Origin of the sequence: Streptomyces cyaneofuscatus, from assembly GCF_042718795.1 — a bacterium.
In the GTDB taxonomy this organism is placed as follows: domain Bacteria; phylum Actinomycetota; class Actinomycetes; order Streptomycetales; family Streptomycetaceae; genus Streptomyces; species Streptomyces cyaneofuscatus_A.
The window spans coordinates 96,810-116,389 of sequence record NZ_JBHXOX010000025.1 but is presented as its reverse complement, the minus strand read 5'-3'; the positions used below and the strand labels follow the sequence as shown (position 1 = coordinate 116,389).

Genomic DNA, 19,580 nt, shown 5'->3' with positions numbered 1-19,580 from the left:
GCGGGTGCGGCTCGCGCCGCTGCCTTCCAGCAGTCTGGTCAATCCGCCGCGCGTACGGGCGGGAATGCGGCGGTCTCCGTACGGTGGACGACCGGCGTGCGGTCGGCGGCGGTCCGGACGACCAGGTGGCGGCGCCAGTGGGCGTCGTCGCGGTCGGGCCGGTCCTCGCGCCAGTGGCAGCCGCGGGTCTCCTCACGCGCCCGGGCGGCGGCGACCAGGACCCGGGAGACCAGCAGCAGGTTGGTGACCTCCCAGGCGTCGACCCCGGGCACCGCGTCCTTCGGGTCGGCGGCGTCCACGTCGGCGGCGCTGCGGTTCAGGGCCTCCAGCTCTTCGGCTGCGGTGGCCAGGGAGGCGGCGGAGCGGAGGACTCCGGCGCCCCGGGTCATGATGCGCTGGATCGCCGTACGGGTCTCGGGGGCGAGCAGCGCGACCGGCTCGCCGCCCGTGCTCTTGGCCGGTTCGGTGCGGGGTGGGCGGGTCTCGGCGATGTCGGCGGCGATGCGCTCGGCGAAGACCAGGCCCTCCAGGAGGGAGTTCGACGCCAGCCGGTTCGCGCCGTGCACCCCCGTACAGGCGACCTCGCCGCAGGCGTACAGGCCGGGGACGGTCGTGCGGCCGCGCAGGTCGGTGCGGATGCCGCCGGAGGCGTAGTGCGCGGCCGGGGCGACCGGGATGGGCTCGGTGACCGGGTCGATGCCGTGGGCGCGGCAGGCGGCCAGGATCGTGGGGAAGCGCTGCTCCCACATCTGCGCGCCGAAGTGCCGGGCGTCCAGATACATGTGCTCGGTGCCGTGCTCGTGCATCTGGCGGGTGATGGCCTTGGCGACGATGTCGCGGGGGGCCAGCTCGGCCAGCTCGTGCTGCCCGAGCATGAAGCGGGTGCCGGTGGCGTCGACGAGGTGGGCGCCCTCGCCGCGTACCGCCTCGGAGACCAGCGGCTGCTGGCCCTCGGAGTCGGCGCCGAGGAAGAGGACGGTCGGGTGGAACTGGACGAACTCCAGGTCGGAGACCTCCGCCCCGGCCCGCAGCGCCAGCGCCACGCCGTCGCCGGTGGAGACCGACGGGTTGGTGGTGGCGGAGAAGACCTGGCCCATGCCGCCGGTCGCGAGGACGACCGAGGGGGCCCGGACCGCACCGACGCCGTCGTGCTGGCCCTCGCCCATGACGTGCAGCGAGACGCCTGCCGTACGGCCTTCGGCGTCGGTGAGCAGGTCCAGGACGAGCGCGTTCTCGATGGTGTGCAGGGCGGCCGAGCGGACCGCCTCGACCAGGGCCCGGGAGATCTCGGCGCCGGTCGCGTCGCCGCCGGCGTGGGCGATGCGGCGGCGGTGGTGGCCGCCCTCGCGGGTCAGCGCTATGTCGCCGCTGTCGGTGGTGTCGAACGTGGCGCCGGTGGTGATCAGGCGGCGCACGGCGTCGGGGCCCTCGGTGACCAGGGTCCGGACGGCCTCCTCGTCGCAGAGACCCGCGCCCGCGACCAGGGTGTCGTCCAGGTGCTGCTCGGGGGTGTCGCCCTCGCCGAGGGCGGCGGCGATGCCGCCCTGGGCCCATCGGGTCGAGCCGTCGTCGAGCCGGGCCTTGGTGACGACCACGGTGTCCAGGCCGGCGGCGGCGCAGCGCAGCGCGGTGGTGAGACCGGCGACGCCGGAGCCGACCACCACGACGTCCGCGTCGATGGCCCAGCCGGGGGCGGGGGCGGTCAGCCGTATTCCGGTCACGTCAGGGCTCCGAAGGTGAGGGGGATGTTGTCGATGAGGCGGGTCTCCCCGACCCGGGCGGCGACGGCGAGGACCGCCTCCCCGCTCTCGCGGTCGTCGGGGATCTCGGTGAAGTCCGCCGGGTCGACCAGGGCCAGGTAGTCCAGGACCAGCGGGTGGCGGTCGCGGGCGGCCGCCTCGTCCAGGACGGCCCGCGCGGTGGCCCGTACGGCGGCGGGCGCCCCGTTCGGCCGGGCGAGCGCCACGGCCTGGGCGTCGGCGGCGGCCCGGGCCTCGCCGAGCCGGTTGAGCCCGGCGGCCCGGTCGCCGCCGGGGGCGGTGGCCTTGGCGCGCTCGTGCAGGGCCTGCTGGGCGGCGAGCCGGTCCTGGGCCGCGAACAGGGCCCGGGACAGGGCGAGGGCGGTGTGCCGCTCCTGCGGGGACAGGAACCGGTTGCGACTGGAGAGCGCGAGGCCGTCCGCGTCGCGGACGGTGGGTACGCCGGTGATCCGGACGCCGAAGTTCAGGTCGCGGACCATGCGGGCGATCAGGGCGAGCTGCTGGGCGTCCTTCTGCCCGTAGAACGCCTCGTCGGGGCGGGTGAGGTGGAGGAGCTTGGCGACGACGGTGAGCATGCCGTCGAAGTGGCCGGGCCGGGAGGCTCCTTCGAGGCGCTCGCCCATGGGGCCCGCGGTGATCCGGACCTGGGGTTCGCCGCCGGGGTAGACCTCGTCCACGCCGGGGGCGAAGACCGCGTCGGCGCCGGCTGCCGCCGCGGTCGCCAGGTCGGCGTCCAGGGTGCGCGGGTAGCGGTCGAGGTCGGCGGCCTCGCCGAACTGGAGCGGGTTCACGAAGACCGTGACCACGACCTGGCCGTCCGGGCCCGCGGCCTCGCGGGCGGTACGGATCAGGGTGGCGTGGCCGTCGTGGAGGGCGCCCATGGTCATGACGACGGCCCGCTCGGCCCCGGCGGGGCGGGGGAGCGCGTCGAGCTCGGCGGCGGTGCGGAGGAGGGCTGGGGTGGGGGCTGTCCTGCCGGTGTTTCCCGTACGGCTGCTGGTCGTCATCGCGTCTCCCCCGGTCCCGGGCGGCTCTCCTGGTCGGCCAGGGCGACCAGCAGGTCCTCCGCCAGCTCCGGCTTGAGCAGGCCGTGGGCCAGGGCCCGGTCGGCCGTGGCGCGGGCCATCGCGAGGTAGCCGCCGACCATCTGGGGGGCGTGCGCGCGCAGCTCGCCCACATGGGCGGCGACCGTGCCCGCGTCGCCCCGGGCCACCGGGCCGGTCAGGGCGGCGTCGCCGGAGCGCAGGGCGTTGTCCAGGGCGGCGCCGAGCAGCGGGCCGAGCATCCGGTCCGGGGCGGTGACCCCGGCCTTGGCCAGCAGCTCCATCGACTCGGCGACCAGGGTGACCAGGTGGTTCGCGCCGAGGGCGAGGGCCGCGTGGTAGAGCGGGCGGGACTCCTCGGCGACCCACTCCGGCTCGCCGCCCATCTCGATGACCAGCGCCTCGGCGGCCAGCCGCAGCTCCTCGGGGGCGGTGACCCCGAACGAGCAGCCCGCGAGCCGCTGGACGTCGACGGAGGACCCGGTGAACGTCATCGCCGGGTGCAGCGCGAGCGGCAGGGCCCCGGCCCGCAGCGCGGGGTCCAGGACCCGGGCCCCGTACCGCCCGGAGGTGTGGACGAGGAGCTGTCCCGGCCGGACGGCGCCGGTCTCGGCGAGCCCCTCGACCAGGCGCGGGAGGGCGTCATCGGGGACGGTCAGCAGGACCAGCTCGGCGCGGGCGAGCACCTCGGCGGGCGTCACCACGGGCACATCGGGGAGCAGGGCGGCCGCGCGGCGCCGGGACGCGTCGGAGACGCCCGAGACGGCCACCGGGCGGTGGCCGGCGAGCTGGAGCGCGGCGGCGAGTGCGGGGCCGACGCGGCCCGCTCCCACGACGCCGACGGTGAGGCGGGCGGGGCGGTCCCTCGCGTCGAGGGGTTCCTTCGGAACTGTCGTATTCACGCGGCGATGGCCTTCCGTTCCAGTCCGCGGGGGGGTACCGGACGATTTCTCTGCATGCTACGCCAGCGTTTCGGCGAAGCCCGCCCGCCGCCCACAGCCTGTGGATAACTCTGCGGAACGGGTGGGAATCGTGGGGGCGTGCCGTCCGTCGTCCGGGGGATGATCGTCCCATGACAGCCATGGATGAGCAGGAGCAGCGGCGGCGCCGACTGGCCGCCTGGCGCGGGTCCCACCGGGTGCTGGCCCGCCGGTCCACGGACGGCACGGTGGCGGAGGGGCTCGCGGCGCTGGCGGCGGGGATCGGGGCCGGTACGGCTCCTGAGACCGGTTCAGAGGCCGGTGCGGGTTCCGGGTCTGGGGTCGGGGCAGGGTCTGGGGCCGGTTCCGGTTCGGGGTCTGGGGCCGGTTCCGGGTCTGGGGCCGGTTCCGGTTTCGTACACGATCCGGATGACGCGGTGGATGTGTACGGGGGCGGGGTCGTCGCCGACCTGGAGCGGCGGGTGGCCGGGCTGCTGGGGACGGAGGCGGCGGCGTTCTTCCCGACCGGGACCATGGCCCAGCAGGTCGCGCTGCGGTGCTGGGCGGGGCGTACGGGCAACGCGACGGTGGCGCTGCATCCGCTGGCCCACCCGGAGCTGCACGAGGAGGGGTCGCTGGGGGCGGTGAGCGGGCTGCGGACGGTGCACCTGACGTCGGCGGCCCGGATGCCGAGCGCGGAGGAGGTGGCGGACCACCCGGAGCCGTTCGGGACGCTGATGCTGGAGCTGCCGCTGCGGGACGCCGGGTTCGTGCTGCCCACGTGGGACGAGCTGGAGGCCGTCGTGGCGGCGGCCCGGGAGCGGGACGCGGTGGTCCACCTGGACGGGGCGCGGCTCTGGGAGTGCGGGCCGCACTTCGGGCGGGGCCTTCAGGAGATCGCGGCGCTCGCGGACAGTGTGTACGTGTCCTTCTACAAGTCGCTGGACGGGCTGTCGGGGGCGGTGCTGGCGGGGCCTGCGGTGCTGGTGGAGGAGGCGCGGGTGTGGCGCCACCGGTACGGGGGGCAGCTCTTCCAGCAGTACCCGGCGGCGCTCTCCGCGCTGATCGGGCTGGACCGGGAGCTGCCCCGGCTGCCGTCGTACGTGGCCCACGCGAAGGTGGTCGCCGGGGCGATGGCGGAGGGGTTCGCGGCGGCGGGGGTGCCGTGGTTCCGGGTGCGTCCGGAGCCGCCGCACACGCACCAGTTCCAGGTGTGGCTGCCGTACGACGCCGAGGTGCTGGACGAGGCGTCGTTGCGGCAGGCGGAGGAGACGGGGGTGACGCTGTTCCGGCGGTGGGGGTCCGGGGCGGCGGGGGCGGCCGGGCTGCCGCCGGGGGTATCGGTGACCGAGGTGACGGTTTCCGGGGCCGGGCTGGAGTGGTCGGCGGGGGATGTGCGGGAGGCGGTGGGGGTGTTCGTGGGGCTGCTGGAGTAGGGGCGTTGTGGAGGTGCCGGGCTCCCGGGGGCGGGGGTCCGTCCTCAAACGCCGGACGGGCTGGAGTGGCCGGACCGGCCGGAGTGGAGCCGGACGGGCTGGTTCGGCGTCGGTGGGTGGGTCAGCCAGTGGTCGTACAGGTCGCGCAGCGTCCTGCGGTCGTGGCGGCCCGGCGGGGGCGGTGCCGCCTCGCCGAGGCGGGCCGCGCGGTAGGTGTCGAGCATGTGCTGCTGGATGGCGTCCATGTATCCACCGTCCGCCCGTCACCGCAGGTCCGCGCGTTGATTGACGTCCGCCGTCAAATGGGGCGACGCCCTGTCCCCGTACCCCGCACCATGGGACACGTGAGCGTGAACATAGACATCGCCGGCCTGCCTTCCGACCGCATCGTTTTCGCGGTCTCCCCGCTCACCGAGCTGGGGGACGCGCTGCACGCGCTCTCCGAGCCCGGCCACCACCCCGGCGTGCACGGCTGGGCCACCGCGACCTCGGCGGCGCTGGAACCCGACCTCGCCGACCGGCTGCTGGAGGCGGAGTTCCTCTGGCGGCACACCTTCTCCGACATCTTCCTGCCGTACGCCGGGGTGCGCGGCGGCGACGGCAGGCCGGGGGCGAACCTCGCCGAGGACCTGGACCTCCTGGACCGGATCGACGACGAACGGTTCGTCACCTCGGCGCTGGAGTTCACCTGCGCCGGCCTGGTCGAGCCGGGCAACCCCTCACCGCTGACGAACGCCGCGATGCGGGCCCGCGCCCTGGACATGGCGGCGGCGCGCGGCCCGCGGCAGGTGAAGTTCACCCAGCGGCTGCTGGCCGACCCCGTCCGCGTACGCGGCTGGATCCGGCGGCTCTTCGAGGACTGCGACCAGGCGTTCTTCGCGGACACCTGGCGCCGGGTCTCCGTCCAACTGGTCGCCGACGCCCGGCACAAGACGGAGGTGCTGCGGCGCAAGGGCGTCCAGGAGGCGATGGGCGCGGTCTCCGCCGCCCTGACCCTGGACGAGGAGGCGGGCAGGCTCTCCGTCGACAAGCTGGCCGAGGGCCGGACCACCGCCGTCGACCCGGACGTCGGAACCGGCCTCACCCTCCTGCCCAGCAGCTTCGGCTGGCCGCACCTGATGGTGCTGCACGCACCGGGCTGGCGGCCGGTGATCCAGTACCCGGTCCGCCTCCCCGACCTGCCGGCCCCCGCCTCCGTCGAGCTGCTCCAGCTCCGGATGGAGGCCCTGGCCCACCCGATGCGGATGCGCCTGTGCCGCAACCTCGCCCGCTCCGCGTACACCACCGGCGAACTGGCCGACTCCCACCGGATCACCGCACCCGAGGTCTCCCGGCATCTGTCGGTGCTCAAGAAGGCGGGCCTGATCACGACCCGGCGCCGCGGCCGCTACGTACTGCACCAACTGGACCTGACGGTCGTCGCCCGCATCGGCAGCGACTTCCTGGAGGGCGTGCTGCGGTAGCCGGTGGCCGGGGCTTCTCAGCCCGCGCCGCCGCCCGCGCGCACCAGGCCCGTCTCGTAGGCGAGGACGACGACCTGGACCCGGTCGCGCAGGCTCAGCTTGGTGAGGATGCGGCCGACGTGGGTCTTGACCGTGGCCTCGGAGAGGACGAGACGGGCGGCGATCTCGCCGTTGGAGAGGCCCTGGGCGACCAGGAGCATCACCTCGCGTTCGCGTTCGGTGAGCTTCTGGATGTGCTTGTTCTTCGGCTCCTTCTCGCTGCTGGGCAGCATCGGCGAGAAGCGGTCGAGCAGGCGGCGGGTGGTGGACGGGGCGACGACCGCGTCGCCGCTGTGCACCGAGCGGATCGCCGAGAGCAGTTCGGCCGGCGGCACGTCCTTGAGCATGAAGCCGCTGGCCCCCGCCTTCAGCCCGGAGAACGCGTACTCGTCCAGGTCGAACGTCGTCAGGATCAGCACCTTCGGCGGATTCGGCTGCGCGCAGATCCGGCGGGTCGCCTCCACCCCGTCCAGGCGGGGCATACGGACGTCCATCAGGACCACGTCCACGGCGGTCGCGCGCAGGATCTCGATCGCCTCCGCGCCGTCCCCGGCCTCCGCCACCACCTCCATGTCGGGCTGGGCGGCCAGGACCATCCGGAAGCCCGTGCGCAGCAGCACCTGATCGTCGACGAGCATCACGCGGATGGCCATGGGGGTCTGTCCTGTCCTGTGGGTGGTGGGTCGCACCTGTGGGGTGGTGGGTCGGAACGTCACTCGGCGGGCTTCAGCGGCAGCAGCGCGCTGATCCGGAAGCCGCCGCCCGGGCGCGGCCCCGCATCCAGCGTGCCGCCGACCATGCCGACCCGCTCCCGCATCCCGATCATCCCGTGCCCGGCGCCGTCCGCGCCGCCGTCCTCGTACAGCTCGTGCGCCGCGCCCCGGCCGTCGTCCTCGACCAGCAGCCCGAGGCCGTCGTCGAAGTAGACCAGCCGGACGCTGGCCCCGGCGTCGGGGCCGCCGTGCTTGCGGGTGTTGGTGAGTGCCTCCTGCACGATGCGGTACGCGGTCAGCTCCACGCCGCTCGGCAGCGGGCGGGCGGTGCCCTCCACCTTGAAGTCCACCGCCAGACCGGTCCGGCGCACCTGGTCGACCAGGTCCTCGATCTGCTCCACGTCGGGCTGCGGGACGTACTCACCGCTCTCCGGCGCGTCACCGGTCCGCAGCACCCCGAGCAGCCGCCGCATCTCCGCCAGCGCCTGCCGGCCGGTGGAGGAGATCGTCTCCAGCGCCTGCCGGGCCTGGTCGGGCGCCGCGTCCATCACGTACGCGGCGCCGTCGGCCTGAACCACCATCACGGACACGTTGTGCGCGACGACATCGTGCAGCTCCCGGGCGATCCGGGCCCGCTCGGCGGCCACCGCGACCTTGGACTGGGCCTCGCGCTCCCGCTCCAGCCGGGCGGCGCGCTCCTCCAACTGGCTGAAGTAGGCCCGCCGGGTCCGCAGCGAGTCGCCCATCACCCAGGCCAGCACGAACGGCACCGTCATGATCACCGTCACGAAGATCTGCTGGGGCCAGGAGCCGCCCGGCTCGGCCTCCCAGCGCACCTGCGAGAGGGTGGCCGCGCTCAGGCTGCAGATCAGGGCGAGGCGGGAGGCCCAGCGCTCCCCGATCGTCGCCACCGTGAAGGTGATCACCAGCATCGCGAAGTTGCCGATGCCCGGCCGGACGTCGCCGACCAACTGGAGCACGCCGACCGCGATGGCGAGCAGCAGCATTTTCTCGGGGAGCCGTCGGCGCAGCGCCACGACCGTGGAGAGGCCGAGCGCAACCGGAATCGCGAGGAGCTCCTCCCGCCCGGCGTCGTATATCCCCGACACCAGCGACATGCCGGAGAGCCCGAGGAGGACGACCGCCCAGAAGACGTCGACGCCCAGCGGGTGCCTGCGGAGAAAATCGTAGAGGCGCTGCACGTAGCCCAGCGTAAGGACAGCGAATAGGTGCCCGGGTCAACCGGAGGGTCGATCCAGATCCTGGGACCGTACTCCCCAAGGTGGAGACTGGCCCACATGACGGAGGAGTGGCAGGGGTGGCGGGAGGCGGCCGGGACCGCTTTGTACGGGGAGGAGGGCTTCTACCGGAGTCCGGTCCGGAGCCCGGAGGGGCCGGCGGGCCATTTCCGTACGTCGGTCCACGCGTCGCCCCTGTTCGCACGGGCCGTGGCCGGGCTGCTGGCCCGGACCGCGGCGAAGCTGGGCCTCGGCACGGTGGCCCTGGTCGATGTGGGGGCCGGGCGCGGTGAGCTGCTGACCGGGGTGCTCGCCGCGCTCCCCGAGGGGCTGGAGGTGGTCCCGTACGGGGTGGAGGTCGCGGCCCGCCCGCCGGGGCTGGATCCCCGGATCGTCTGGTGCGCCGAGCCGCCCCGGGGGGTCAGCGGGCTGCTGTTCGCCAACGAGTGGCTGGACAACGTGCCGGTGGACGTGGCGGAGGTGGACGGGGACGGGGTCGCGCGGTACGTGCAGGTGCGGATGCCGGAGGGGGCCGAGCGGCTGGGTCCGCCGGACGCACAGGCGCCGACCCCGGCCGGCCAGGCGCGGACCGCGGACGGCGGCGAGCGCCTCGGGCCGCCGGTGACCGGGGCGGATGCGGAGTGGCTGGAGCGGTGGTGGCCGCTGTCGGTGCCGGGTGAGCGGGCCGAGATCGGGCTGCCCCGGGATGAGGCGTGGGCGGGTGCGGTCGGCTCACTGGACGCCGGGCTCGCGGTGGCGGTGGACTACGCGCATGTACGGGGCGCCCGGCCGCCCTTCGGGACGCTGACCGGGTTCCGGGGCGGGCGGGAGGTGCACCCGGTGCCGGACGGGTCCTGCGACCTGACCGCGCATGTGGCGCTGGACGCGTGTGCGGCGGCGGTCGCTCACGGAGTCGCCGAACTCACCGACCAGCGGACGGCGCTCGGGCGGCTGGGGGTCTCCGGGGAGCGGCCGCCGCTGAGCCTGGCCGCCACCGATCCGGCGGCGTACGTACGGGCGCTGGCGGCGGCGGGCGAGGCGGCGGAGCTGACCGCGCGCGGCGGGCTCGGCGACTTCGGGTGGCTGCTGCACCGGGTGGGGGCGGCCTGAGGCGACCGCCCGCAAGGACGCGGCGGGCAAGGAACAGGCAAGCGATACTGGCCCCATGACGGAGACGACCATCGGCATCGGCGGCGCGGCCGAGAGCACCGACATGGTGCTGAACATCGGCCCGCAACACCCCTCCACCCACGGGGTGCTCCGGCTGCGGATCGTCCTGGACGGCGAACGCGTCCAGCACGCCGAACCGGTCATCGGCTACATGCACCGGGGCGCGGAGAAGCTCTTCGAGGCGCGCGACTACCGGCAGATCATCATGCTCGCCAACCGCCACGACTGGCTCTCCGCGTTCTCCAACGAGCTGGGCGTCGTGATGGCCGTCGAGCGCATGCTCGGCATGGAGGTCCCCGAGCGCGCGGTATGGACGCGGACGCTGCTCGCCGAGCTGAACCGGGTCCTCAACCACCTGATGTTCCTCGGCTCCTACCCGCTCGAACTGGGCGGCATCACCCCGGTCTTCCACGCCTTCCGGGAGCGCGAGGAGCTCCAGGCGGTGATGGAGGAGGTCTCCGGCGGCCGCATGCACTACATGTTCAACCGGGTCGGCGGCCTCAAGGAGGACGTCCCGGCGGGCTGGTCGGGCCGGGTGCGGGACGCCGTCGCCTCGGTCCGCTCCCGCATGGACATCTACGAGGACCTGGTCCTCGGCAACGAGATCTTCCGGGCCCGTACGCGCGATGTCGGCGTGCTCTCGGCCGAGGCCGTGCACGCGTACGGGGTGTCGGGGCCGATCGCGCGCGCCTCGGGCGTCGACTTCGACCTGCGGCGCGACGAGCCGTATCTCGCCTACGGGGAGCTCCAGGACACCCTGAAGGTGGTCACCCGGACCGAGGGCGACTGTCTGGCCCGCTTCGAGTGCCTGCTGGAGCAGACTCTCAACTCCCTGGACCTGGCGGACGCGTGCCTGGACCGGATGGCCGGCCTGGAGCCCGGGCCGGTCAACCAGCGGCTGCCCAAGGTGCTCAAGGCGCCCGAGGGGCACACGTACGCCTGGACGGAGAACCCGCTCGGCCTCAACGGCTACTACCTGGTCTCCAAGGGCGAGAAGACCCCGTACCGGCTGAAGCTGCGCTCCGCCTCCTTCAACAACATCCAGGCGCTGACCGAGCTGCTGCCGGGGACGCTGGTCTCCGACATGGTGGCGATCCTGGGGTCGCTCTTCTTCGTCGTCGGGGACATCGACAAATAACGGACCTGCTTCCGCGGGCGCCTAGGACACCGCGCCGCGCAGCTCCGCCACGTCGATCTGCTCGGTCTCGTCGTGCGCGGTGAGGTCGATGACCTTGCCCACGGCCCGGTTCTGCACGGCGCCCGTGCGGTGGACGGCGAGCGCCTCCTCGCCGACGACGTCCGCGAGGTCCTCGTTCTGCACCGACTCGATCGCTGCGTTCGCCTTCTGGGCGTTCTGGGTGCCGAAGAAGTCGAAGCTGCCCTGGGGGACCAGATGACGGCGGGCCGCAGCGTACGGCACGACGGCCGAGGCGGCGGGGACCGTACGCGGTACGTGCACGGGCGCGGCGGAGGCCGGGAGGCCGGCGGCGAGAGCCGGGGGCCGAGGGCGGGCACCGAGGGCCTGCGGCTTGGCGGCCGGGGAGGCCGGCGTGAGGTGGGCCGGGGCGGCGGGAGCCGGGGCCTTCATGGCCGGTACGGCGGTGGCCTCGGGACCGGCCGCCTGGGCGTCCGGAGCCGGGGAGTTCGCAGCCGGGGAGTTCGACGTCGGCGCGTCCGGGGACTTCGCGTCGTCCGGGGAGTTCACGGGGTCCGGGGACTTCGCGGCCGGGGCGGGCGGGGTGGTCGACGGGCGGCGGTGCTGGTGGTGCTCGCCCGCCCCGGTGGCCGCCGCGTCCTTCCCCTGCGGGCCTTCCCCGTCCACGCCCTGGTCACCGGCGATGGCACGGGCGGTCGCTTCCGCACGGCGGGCTTCCTGGAGTGCGGCGTTGCGGGTGAGGCTCAGCAGGGCCTCGTCCGCGCGGCGGTAGGCCTCCGGGGTCGGCGTCGATCGTCCGGTGGGCAGCTCGGCGGGGGTGGCGGCGGCCTCGATGGCGAGCTGCCGGCGGCCCTCCAGCGCACTGGCCCGCTCGGTCTCGGCGTTGGCGTACCGGCGCAGCAGACCCGCGTGCTCGCCGCGCAGTCCGGCGAGCTCCACACGCTTGCGGCGGAGCTTGGTCTCCAGACGGGTGCGCAGCTCGCGCGACTCCTCCAGATCCTGCTCCAGCTCGGCTATCCGCTCCTCGGCCCGCCACTCGTCACGGGTACGCGCCCGCGTCAGCTCGGCGACCTGCAATCCCGCGGCCCGGTCCCAGCTACGCATCAGATACGCGCCGGTCAGGGCGGCGGCGGCCACGGCGGCCACCAGGCCGCGCAGGGCGAGGGGTTCGGCGAGGAACCAGGCGCCGGAAGCACCGACGACCGACACTCCCGCCACCACGGAGGGCGGCAGGATTCTGTGAAGGGGCGGAGAATGGCGGTGGCGTCCACGTGGCATGGCCTGAAATTTACCGTGTGTGCGCGCTACTTGGGGGGCCGCCCGGCAATCTTTCCCCGCCGGTTACCTGACGGCCCCCCGAAGCCCGCTACTTCTTGATCAAGAACTCGCCTTGACCGGGCCTTACTTCCTGACCGGGCCTTACTTCTTGATCAGGCCCTTCGACTCCAGATACTCCTTCGCCACGTCGGTCGGCTTCGCCCGCTCGGCGTCGACCTTGCGGTTCAGCTCGGCGAGATCTTCCGTGGTGAGGGTGTCGGTGAGCTTTCCGAGCGCGGCGGCGATCTCCGGAGCGCCCGCGTCCTTGGCATTGAGCACCGGCAGGACGTTGTCGGCGTTCTGGAGCTTCTTGTCGTCCTCCAGGAAGACCAGCCCGTCCAGCACCGCGTCCGTGGTCGTCGTCAGGACCAGCTCGACCTTGCCGTCACGGACGGCCTGCTTGGACTGCGGGGTGCCGACGCCCTTGGGGTCGATCCCCGTGACGTCGATGCCGTACGTCTTCTTCAGACCCGGTGCGCAGAAGGGCCGTACCTCGCACTCGTCGCCCGCCGCGATCTTGACCTTGAGCTTCGACTTCCCGAGATCGGAAAGGGTCTTGAGATTGTTCTTCTCGGCGAATTCCTTGGAGACCGCGAAGGCGTTCTGGTCGACGGCCTTCCCGGCCGGGAGCACCTTGAGGCCCAGCGGTTCCGCGAGCTTCTCCAGGGCGGCGACCGTGGCGGCGGCGTCTCCGGAGGCGAGGGGGGCGTTCTGGGCCTTCTCCGCCCCGTTCACCTTGGCGTTGAGGAATTCGGTGATCGTGGCGGCGTATTCGGGTACGACGTCGATCTCACCCTTCTCCAGCGAGGGCTCGTACAGCTCACGGTTCTTCACCGTGGTGATCGAGGTGCCGTACCCGGCGTCGCCCAGGATCTGCGCGTACAGCTCGGCGAGCACCTTGGACTCGGTGAAGGAGGCCGAGCCGACGACGAGCGAGCCCTTCTTGCTGTCGCCGCCCGAGGAGCCGGAGCCGCCGCCCTTCTCCTTTTCCAGGCTGTCACCGCCGCAGGCCGCGAGCGACCCTGTCAGCGCCACGATGCCGATGACCGCTCCGGCTATCCGCGAGGTCCTGCTCATGTCTGTTCTCCGTCCGAACTCAAGAAAAAGGTGACCGAAAGGGAAGATGAGGGCGCCGCCGGGTGCCTCACGCGGTCCGGCGGCGGCGCAGCGGCGACAGCACCCGGTCCAGCGCCACCAGGACGCCCTCCACCAGCAGGGCGAGGCCGGCGACCAGGATCGCGCCCGCGAAGACCTGTGCGGTGTCGTAGGTGTTGAACCCGGCGGTGATGATCCGGCCGAGGCCGCCGAGACCGACCATGGCGGCGATCGAGGCGGTGGCCACGACCTGGACGGCGGCGGAGCGCAGCCCGGTCATGATCATCGGGTAGGCGAGCGGCAGCTCGACCCGGACGAAGAGCTGCCCGCCGGACATCCCCATGCCCCGGGCGGCCTCCACCACGGACCGGTCCACCTCCCGCATCCCGACGTAGGCGTTGGTCAGCAGCGGCGGCATGGCGAACAGCACCAGCGCGATGATCGTGGGCCAGTAGCCGGAGTTGCGCAGGGGCGTGAGCATGAAGAGGGCCAGCACCGCGAAGACCGGGATGGCCCGCCCCACGTTGGAGATGTTGACCGCGAGCGCGCCGCCCTTGCCGATGTGCCCCAGGTAGAGGGCGAGCGGCAGGGCGATGGCGCAGGCCACCGCGAGGGCGACCCCGCTCACGTACAGATGCTCGCCGAGCCGGTGCGCGGCTCCGCCGTCGCCCGACCAGTTGGCCCCGGTGGTGAGCCAGGTCCAGGCTTCGCCGATGACTCCCACGGGTCAGCCCGCCTCCACCTTCGCCGAGGCGGGGATGCCCGCCGGACCGCCCGGACCGCCCGAACCGCCCGGACCGCCCGAACCGCCCGGGCCGTCCGCACCACGGGAACCGTCCACGCCGTCCGTACCGCCCGCACCCGTACCCGTATCCCCCGTCGCCGCCCGGATACGCGTCCAGGGCGTCAGCAGCCGCTGGAGACAGAGGAGCAGCAGGTCGGCGGTGACCGCGAGCAGGACGCACAGGACGGAGGCGGCGAGCACCTGGGCCTTGAAGAAGCTCGGCAGCGCGTCCTCGATGAGGTTGCCGAGGCCGCCCTTGCCGACGAGCGAGCCGACCGTGGTCAGCGCGACCGTCGACACGGTGGCTATACGCAGCCCCGCCATCAGCGCGGGCAGCGCGAGCGGGAGCTCCACCTCCCACAGCAGCCGCCCCGGCCCGTACCCCATGCCCCGGGCGGCCTCCTTGGCCTCCTCGGGGACGGCTTCCAGGCCGGCCAGGATGTTCCGTACGAGGATGGTGAGCGAATAGAGCACCAGACCCGTGACAACGAGCGCGGCGGAGAGCCCGAACAGGGGCAGCAGCAGCGAGAACATCGCCAGTGAGGGCACGGTGTAGAGAATCGTGGTCAGCCCGAGCACCGGTCCGGCGAAGCCACGGCCCCGGCGGGCGAGCAGCGCCAGCGGGAAGGCGACCGCGAGCCCGATGAGCACCGAGACGACCGTGATCCCGATGTGCTGCACGGTGGCGTCGGTCAACTCCTGGCTGCGGGAGCGCAGATACTCGCCGCAGATCCAGTCGTTCGTCGCCAGGCAGTTCCCTGCGGCCATCCGGCCCCACCCCCCGATTTCCTGTCACGTCCCCGTGGGGTCGTTTCCCTGTCACGTCCCCGTAGGGCCCGTTTTCCCCGTCGCGCCCGTGTCGAACTGATGTCTCGCGAGCCTATCCTCGACCACTGACAATCACGGATGCTGTCGCATTCCGGCAACACGCCCTTCACAGAACGCCCTCCACAATGGGGAATCATGATCCGTTTCGAGCACGTCACCAAGCGGTACGCGGACGGCACCACCGCCGTCGACGACCTTTCGTTCGAGGTCGCCGAGGGTGAGCTGGTCACGCTCGTCGGACCTTCCGGCTGCGGCAAGACGACCACCATGAAGATGGTGAACCGGTTGATCGAACCGACCGAGGGCACGATATTCCTCGACGGGGAGGACATATCGGCCATCGACCCCGTCGAACTCCGCCGCCGCATCGGCTATGTGATCCAGCAGGTGGGCCTCTTCCCGCACAAGACGGTGCTGGAGAACACCGCGACCGTCCCGCATCTGCTGGGCTGGAAGCGCGGAAAGGGACGCGAACGCGCCGCCGAACTCCTCGACCTCGTCGGACTCGACCCCTCCGTCTACGGCGACCGCTATCCGGAACAGCTCTCCGGCGGACAGCGCCAGCGCGTCGGGGTCGCCCGCGCCCTGGCCGCCGATCCGCCCGTCCTGCTGATGGACGAGCCTTTCGGCGCGGTCGACCCGGTCGTCCGCGAACGGCTCCAGAACGAATTCCTGAAACTCCAGGCCCAGGTCCGTAAGACCGTCCTCTTCGTCACCCACGACATCGAGGAGGCCGTCCGCCTCGGCGACCGGATCGCGGTGTACGGGAGTGGCCGCATCGAGCAGTTCGACTCCCCCGCCACCGTCCTCGGCGCCCCCGCCACCCCGTACGTGGCCGACTTCGTCGGCGCCGACCGGGGGCTCAAGCGGCTCTCGGTGACCCCGATCGAGGAGAGCGACCTCGACCAGCCCCCGGTCGTCCACCTCGACGACTCCCTCGCCGAGGCCACCGCGCGCCTCCGGTCCGAGGGCGCGCGCTGGGCGGTCGTCCTGGACGGCCGGGACAACCTGCACGGCTGGATCCCCGCCGAGGCGACCACTGCCGAGGCGACCTCCGCCGAGGCGGCCTCCGCCGCGAAGGGCACCGTCCGCGAGCACGCCCGCCGGATGGAGGCCTGGCTTCCGCTCGGCGCCCCGCTCAAGCAGGCGTTCGCCACCATGCTCCAGCACGACGCCGGCTGGATCGCGGTCATCGACAAGGAGAGCGAGGGCCGCTTCCTCGGCGTCCTGACCCCGGCCCGGCTGCACGAGGCGCTGCGCCGCTCGATCGACGCCGACGCGCACGCCGTACCGCGCGCGGAGGTGGCGGTGGAGACGGTCGCCACGGCGTAGCCGGGCCGGGGGGCCTCGGCGCGCACTGCGGGTCCCGTAGCCGGGCCGGCTCCTCACTGCGCGCTGAGACGCCCGCTCAGCCACTCCAGCGCCGGCGGGATCTCCCGCCGCCAGGTCGTGAAGTTGTGCCCGCCGCTGTCCAGCACGATCGAGGACACCTCGGCGGGCGCCTTCACCCGGTCGATGAACCTCATCGTGCTCCTCAGGTTCCCCTCGCCCTGCCGTGACGTCGTCACCAGGAACGAACCGCCGGGCGGCGGCCGGTTCTCCAGCGTCCACATCAGGTCCGCGCGGTCGCGCAGCTCCTGCTTCCCGTGGAACAGGTCCCCGGTCGTCGGGTCCTCGGCGGCCTTGTAGTACGCGGAGAGACCGGCGCTCGCCGCGTACCGGTCCGGGTGGTGCAGCCCGATCTTCAACGCGCAGTAGCCGCCGGTCGAGTTGCCGATGATGCCCCAGTTACGGGCCTGCTTCCCGACCCGGTACGACTGTCCGATCGCCTCCGGGAGGTCCTTCGCGAAGAACGTCTCCGTCTGCGGCCCCTTCGGTACGTCCACGCACTCGGTGTCCCGGGGCGGCACCACCGTCGGCCGCAGCATCACCAGGATCATCGGCTGCGCTTTGCCCGCCTTCACGCGCTCGTGCGCCGTACGGGGGTAACGCAGGCCCTTGAGAAGGTTCTCCGCCGTCCCCGGGTAGCCGGTCAGCACCACCACCGCCGGGAACGTCCTCTTCGCGTACGCGTTGCGGAAGTACTCCGGCGGCAGATAGACGTACGCCGGTGACTCGATGCCCGACAGCCGCCCCGAGACCAGCACCTTGTCGATCCGCCCGCCCGCCGTCGGCACCCCGCCGCCCGGCACATCCGGGCGCTGGGTGCCGATCCGCGTCATGTTCCGCGAACCGGGCCCGCCGTCGGCGTGGTCGCTGACAACGCCCAGCTCCTGCTGCCGGCCGAAGAGGTCGGCCCAGGAGCCGTAGAAGAGGAAGGCGTTGTTCGCCGCCAGGCCGACCGAGGCGAACAGCAGCAGCTGGGTGGCCAGCAGCAGCCCGACCCGGCCCGTCACGGCCGCGGCGCTCCGCCGGGCCAGGCGTGGCCAGAGCCAGACCGTGGCGGCGAACAGCGCCACGGCCAGGGCCGCCACGACCGCCAGAACTACCTTGCTGGTGAGACCCATGAGTGAGCTTTCTCTGCGCTTCTCTGCGTTTCGCTGTGGTTCCGCTGTGGTTCCGCTGCGTTTTCGCTGCTTTTCGGCCGCGCTTCCGAGTGGAAATTTCCGGAATGTGGATGAACCCCCTCCACCCGGCCCCCGTCCTAGAGGGAGCACAGCGTCCGGAACGGCCCATACGCCGACGGACCACAGGACCTGCACTCTCATCTGGAGCCACGCAAGCGATGTCTGTCACGGTAGATGGGGATAAATCGGTATCGGTTCCGCAGCGGGTACGGCGGCTGCTCCGCGGCCCGCGCCCCGAAGCCGTACCGGTCGTCGTCGGCACCGCCTGCACCGCCGTCGGGCTGATCGACGTCGCCGCCGGGGTCTTCCCCCGCTTCCGGCACAGCCGGATGCACACCCTCGCCGAGGTGCTCCCGGGGGCGCTCGGCCCGTTCGCCGCAGCGCTCTCGCTGAGCGCCGGCGTGCTGCTGCTCCTGCTCGCACACGGGCTGAAGCGGCACAAACGGCGGGCCTGGCGGGCGGCGGTGGTGCTGCTTCCGGCGGGGGCCGTGGCGCAGTTCGCGTACCGGCACTCGATCGTCGGCGTCCTGGTCTCCCTGACGATCTGCGCTCTCCTCGTCCGCCACCGGGACCAGTTCCGCGCGCTGCCCGACCCGCGCAGCCGCTGGCGGGCGCTGGCCAACTTCATCCTGCTCGGGGCCTCTTCGCTGGCGCTCGGGCTGGTCATCGTCTCCGTCCACCCCGGCCGCGTCGTGGGCGCCCCGTCCATCGCGGACCGCCTCCAGCACGTGCTGTACGGCCTGTTCGGCGTCGAGGGGCCGGTCGACTACGCCGGGCGGACCACCTGGACCGTGGCCTACTCGCTCGGCGCGCTCGGCCTGCTGACCGCCGTCACCACGATCTACCTCGCCTTCCGCCCCGAACACCCGGCCGCCCGCCTCACCGAGGACGACGAGAGCCGGCTGCGGGCGCTGCTGGCGACGCACGGCGGCCGCGACTCGCTCGGCCACTTCGCGCTCCGCCGCGACAAGGCCGTCGTCTTCTCCCCCAGCGGCAAGGCCGCCGTCTGCTACCGGGTCGTCTCCGGGGTGATGCTGGCCGGCGGCGACCCCATCGGTGACGTGGAGGCCTGGCCCGGCGCCATCGAACGCTTCATGGACGAGGCGAAGGCCCACTCCTGGACCCCGGCCGTGATGGGGTGCAGCGAGCGCGGCGGCGAGGTCTGGACCCGCGAGACCGGACTCACCGCCCTGGAGCTGGGCGACGAGGCGGTGGTGGACGTCGCGGATTTCTCCCTCGCCGGGCGGGCCATGCGGAACGTACGCCAGATGGTGGGGCGTATCGAACGAGGCGGCTACGAGACCCGGGTCCGGCGAGCACGTGACATCGACCCCACCGAACTGGAGCGCATCCGCCGCGCCGCCGCCGACTGGCGCGGCACGGACACCGAGCGCGGCTTCTCCATGGCGCTCGGCCGGATCGGCGACCCCGCCGACGGCGACTGCGTGATCGCCACCGCCCACCTGCCCGGCGCAGGCATCGGCTCCGGCTCCGGTTCCGGCACCGGCACCGGCACCGATGACGGGCCGCACGGCGACCTGAAGGCCGTCCTCCACTTCGTACCGTGGGGGCGCGACGGGATGTCCCTGGAGCTGATGCGCCGCGACCGCTCGGCCGACCCCGGCATGAACGAACTGCTGATCGTCGCCTCGCTCCAGGCCGCCGGGAAGCTGGGCGTCAAACAGGTCTCGCTGAACTTCGCGATGTTCCGCTCGGCCCTGGCCCGCGGCGAGCGGCTGGGCGCCGGACCGGTGCTGCGCTGCTGGCGGGGGCTGCTGATCTTCCTGTCCCGCTGGTTCCAGATCGAGTCGCTGTACAAGTTCAACGCCAAGTTCAAGCCCCGTTGGGAGCCCCGCTTCGTGGTCTTCCGCACCAGTCGCGACCTGCCCCGCATCGGGATCGCGGCGATGCGGGCGGAGGGGTTCGTGAACGTCTCGCCGCCCCGCCCGTTCCGCTCCCGCGGCCGGCGCCCCTGCGGCCACACGCTGCGTACGGCACCGGAGCGCGAGGTGAGCGCGGCGTAGGGGGCGGCCCTGCGGGGCCTAGGCTGG

17 protein-coding genes are annotated in these 19,580 nt (G+C 73.0%); 6 read left to right on the top strand and 11 right to left on the bottom strand.

All coding sequences use genetic code 11. From position 1 onward, the window contains the following. Window positions 1-38: 38 nt before the first annotated feature. From ACFWRT_RS26980 to ACFWRT_RS26970, 3 genes are read right to left on the bottom strand one after another with little or no spacing between them, the layout of a single operon-like run. Window positions 39-1,721 (bottom strand): L-aspartate oxidase, encoded by a 1,683-nt coding sequence (locus tag ACFWRT_RS26980; RefSeq protein WP_380952130.1) that lies wholly within the window; start codon window positions 1,719-1,721, stop codon window positions 39-41. After that, window positions 1,718-2,767, bottom strand: coding sequence for a pantoate--beta-alanine ligase (panC, locus tag ACFWRT_RS26975; RefSeq protein ID WP_380952131.1), 1,050 nt, complete (start codon window positions 2,765-2,767; stop codon window positions 1,718-1,720). The genes ACFWRT_RS26980 and panC overlap by 4 nt, the downstream gene beginning before the upstream one ends. Next, on the bottom strand, window positions 2,764-3,705 hold the full coding sequence (locus ACFWRT_RS26970; RefSeq protein ID WP_380952132.1) for a Rossmann-like and DUF2520 domain-containing protein: 942 nt from the start codon (window positions 3,703-3,705) through the stop codon (window positions 2,764-2,766). Before ACFWRT_RS26970 ends, panC begins: the two co-directional genes overlap by 4 nt. 170 nt (window positions 3,706-3,875) lie before the next feature. Here ACFWRT_RS26970 and ACFWRT_RS26965 point away from each other — a divergent pair, with 170 nt between their 5' ends. Then, on the top strand, window positions 3,876-5,159 hold the full coding sequence (locus ACFWRT_RS26965; RefSeq protein ID WP_380952133.1) for a threonine aldolase family protein: 1,284 nt from the start codon (window positions 3,876-3,878) through the stop codon (window positions 5,157-5,159). 44 nt (window positions 5,160-5,203) lie between these two features. Here the strand turns inward: ACFWRT_RS26965 and ACFWRT_RS26960 are convergent, their stop codons facing one another. Further along, window positions 5,204-5,404 (bottom strand): hypothetical protein, encoded by a 201-nt coding sequence (locus ACFWRT_RS26960; RefSeq protein WP_380952134.1) that lies wholly within the window; start codon window positions 5,402-5,404, stop codon window positions 5,204-5,206. Between the two features lie 105 nt (window positions 5,405-5,509). Between ACFWRT_RS26960 and ACFWRT_RS26955 the strand changes: the two genes are divergently transcribed. After that, the gene (locus ACFWRT_RS26955) at window positions 5,510-6,622 is read left to right on the top strand and encodes a DUF5937 family protein (RefSeq protein ID WP_380952216.1); all 1,113 of its coding nucleotides are present in this window, start codon (window positions 5,510-5,512) and stop codon (window positions 6,620-6,622) included. A gap of 17 nt (window positions 6,623-6,639) precedes the next feature. Here the strand turns inward: ACFWRT_RS26955 and ACFWRT_RS26950 are convergent, their stop codons facing one another. After that, window positions 6,640-7,314, bottom strand: a complete 675-nt coding sequence (locus tag ACFWRT_RS26950) for a response regulator transcription factor (protein WP_161267245.1) — start codon at window positions 7,312-7,314, stop codon at window positions 6,640-6,642. 59 nt (window positions 7,315-7,373) lie between these two features. Beyond that, complete coding sequence (locus ACFWRT_RS26945) at window positions 7,374-8,576, bottom strand: sensor histidine kinase (RefSeq protein ID WP_380952135.1); 1,203 nt, start codon at window positions 8,574-8,576, stop codon at window positions 7,374-7,376. Between the two features lie 96 nt (window positions 8,577-8,672). On the opposite strand from ACFWRT_RS26945, the gene ACFWRT_RS26940 reads away from it, so the two are divergent. Further along, entirely contained in the window at window positions 8,673-9,722 is a 1,050-nt protein-coding gene (locus ACFWRT_RS26940; RefSeq protein WP_380952136.1) for an SAM-dependent methyltransferase, read from the top strand. Window positions 9,723-9,777: 55 nt separating this feature from the next. Further along, on the top strand, window positions 9,778-10,920 hold the full coding sequence (locus ACFWRT_RS26935; protein WP_380952137.1) for an NADH-quinone oxidoreductase subunit D: 1,143 nt from the start codon (window positions 9,778-9,780) through the stop codon (window positions 10,918-10,920). Between the two features lie 21 nt (window positions 10,921-10,941). Here ACFWRT_RS26935 and ACFWRT_RS26930 read toward each other — a convergent pair whose 3' ends face one another. From ACFWRT_RS26930 to ACFWRT_RS26915, 4 genes are all read right to left on the bottom strand, one after another. Next, window positions 10,942-12,159: a hypothetical protein gene (locus ACFWRT_RS26930; RefSeq protein WP_380952138.1), complete on the bottom strand. Its 1,218-nt coding sequence runs from the start codon at window positions 12,157-12,159 to the stop codon at window positions 10,942-10,944. A gap of 198 nt (window positions 12,160-12,357) precedes the next feature. Continuing rightward, window positions 12,358-13,332, bottom strand: coding sequence for an ABC transporter substrate-binding protein (locus ACFWRT_RS26925; protein WP_380952139.1), 975 nt, complete (start codon window positions 13,330-13,332; stop codon window positions 12,358-12,360). Between the two features lie 67 nt (window positions 13,333-13,399). Then, entirely contained in the window at window positions 13,400-14,074 is a 675-nt protein-coding gene (locus ACFWRT_RS26920; RefSeq protein WP_380952140.1) for an ABC transporter permease, read from the bottom strand. Between the two features lie 3 nt (window positions 14,075-14,077). Next, window positions 14,078-14,902 (bottom strand): ABC transporter permease, encoded by an 825-nt coding sequence (locus tag ACFWRT_RS26915; RefSeq protein ID WP_380952142.1) that lies wholly within the window; start codon window positions 14,900-14,902, stop codon window positions 14,078-14,080. A gap of 195 nt (window positions 14,903-15,097) precedes the next feature. On the opposite strand from ACFWRT_RS26915, the gene ACFWRT_RS26910 reads away from it, so the two are divergent. Further along, the gene (locus tag ACFWRT_RS26910; protein WP_380952143.1) at window positions 15,098-16,294 is read left to right on the top strand and encodes an ABC transporter ATP-binding protein; all 1,197 of its coding nucleotides are present in this window, start codon (window positions 15,098-15,100) and stop codon (window positions 16,292-16,294) included. Between the two features lie 53 nt (window positions 16,295-16,347). On the opposite strand, the gene ACFWRT_RS26905 is transcribed toward ACFWRT_RS26910, so the two are convergent. Continuing rightward, window positions 16,348-17,469 (bottom strand): alpha/beta hydrolase, encoded by a 1,122-nt coding sequence (locus ACFWRT_RS26905; protein ID WP_380952144.1) that lies wholly within the window; start codon window positions 17,467-17,469, stop codon window positions 16,348-16,350. Between the two features lie 218 nt (window positions 17,470-17,687). On the opposite strand from ACFWRT_RS26905, the gene ACFWRT_RS26900 reads away from it, so the two are divergent. Next, on the top strand, window positions 17,688-19,553 hold the full coding sequence (locus ACFWRT_RS26900; protein WP_380952145.1) for a phosphatidylglycerol lysyltransferase domain-containing protein: 1,866 nt from the start codon (window positions 17,688-17,690) through the stop codon (window positions 19,551-19,553). The last annotated feature ends 27 nt before the right edge of the window (window positions 19,554-19,580 follow it).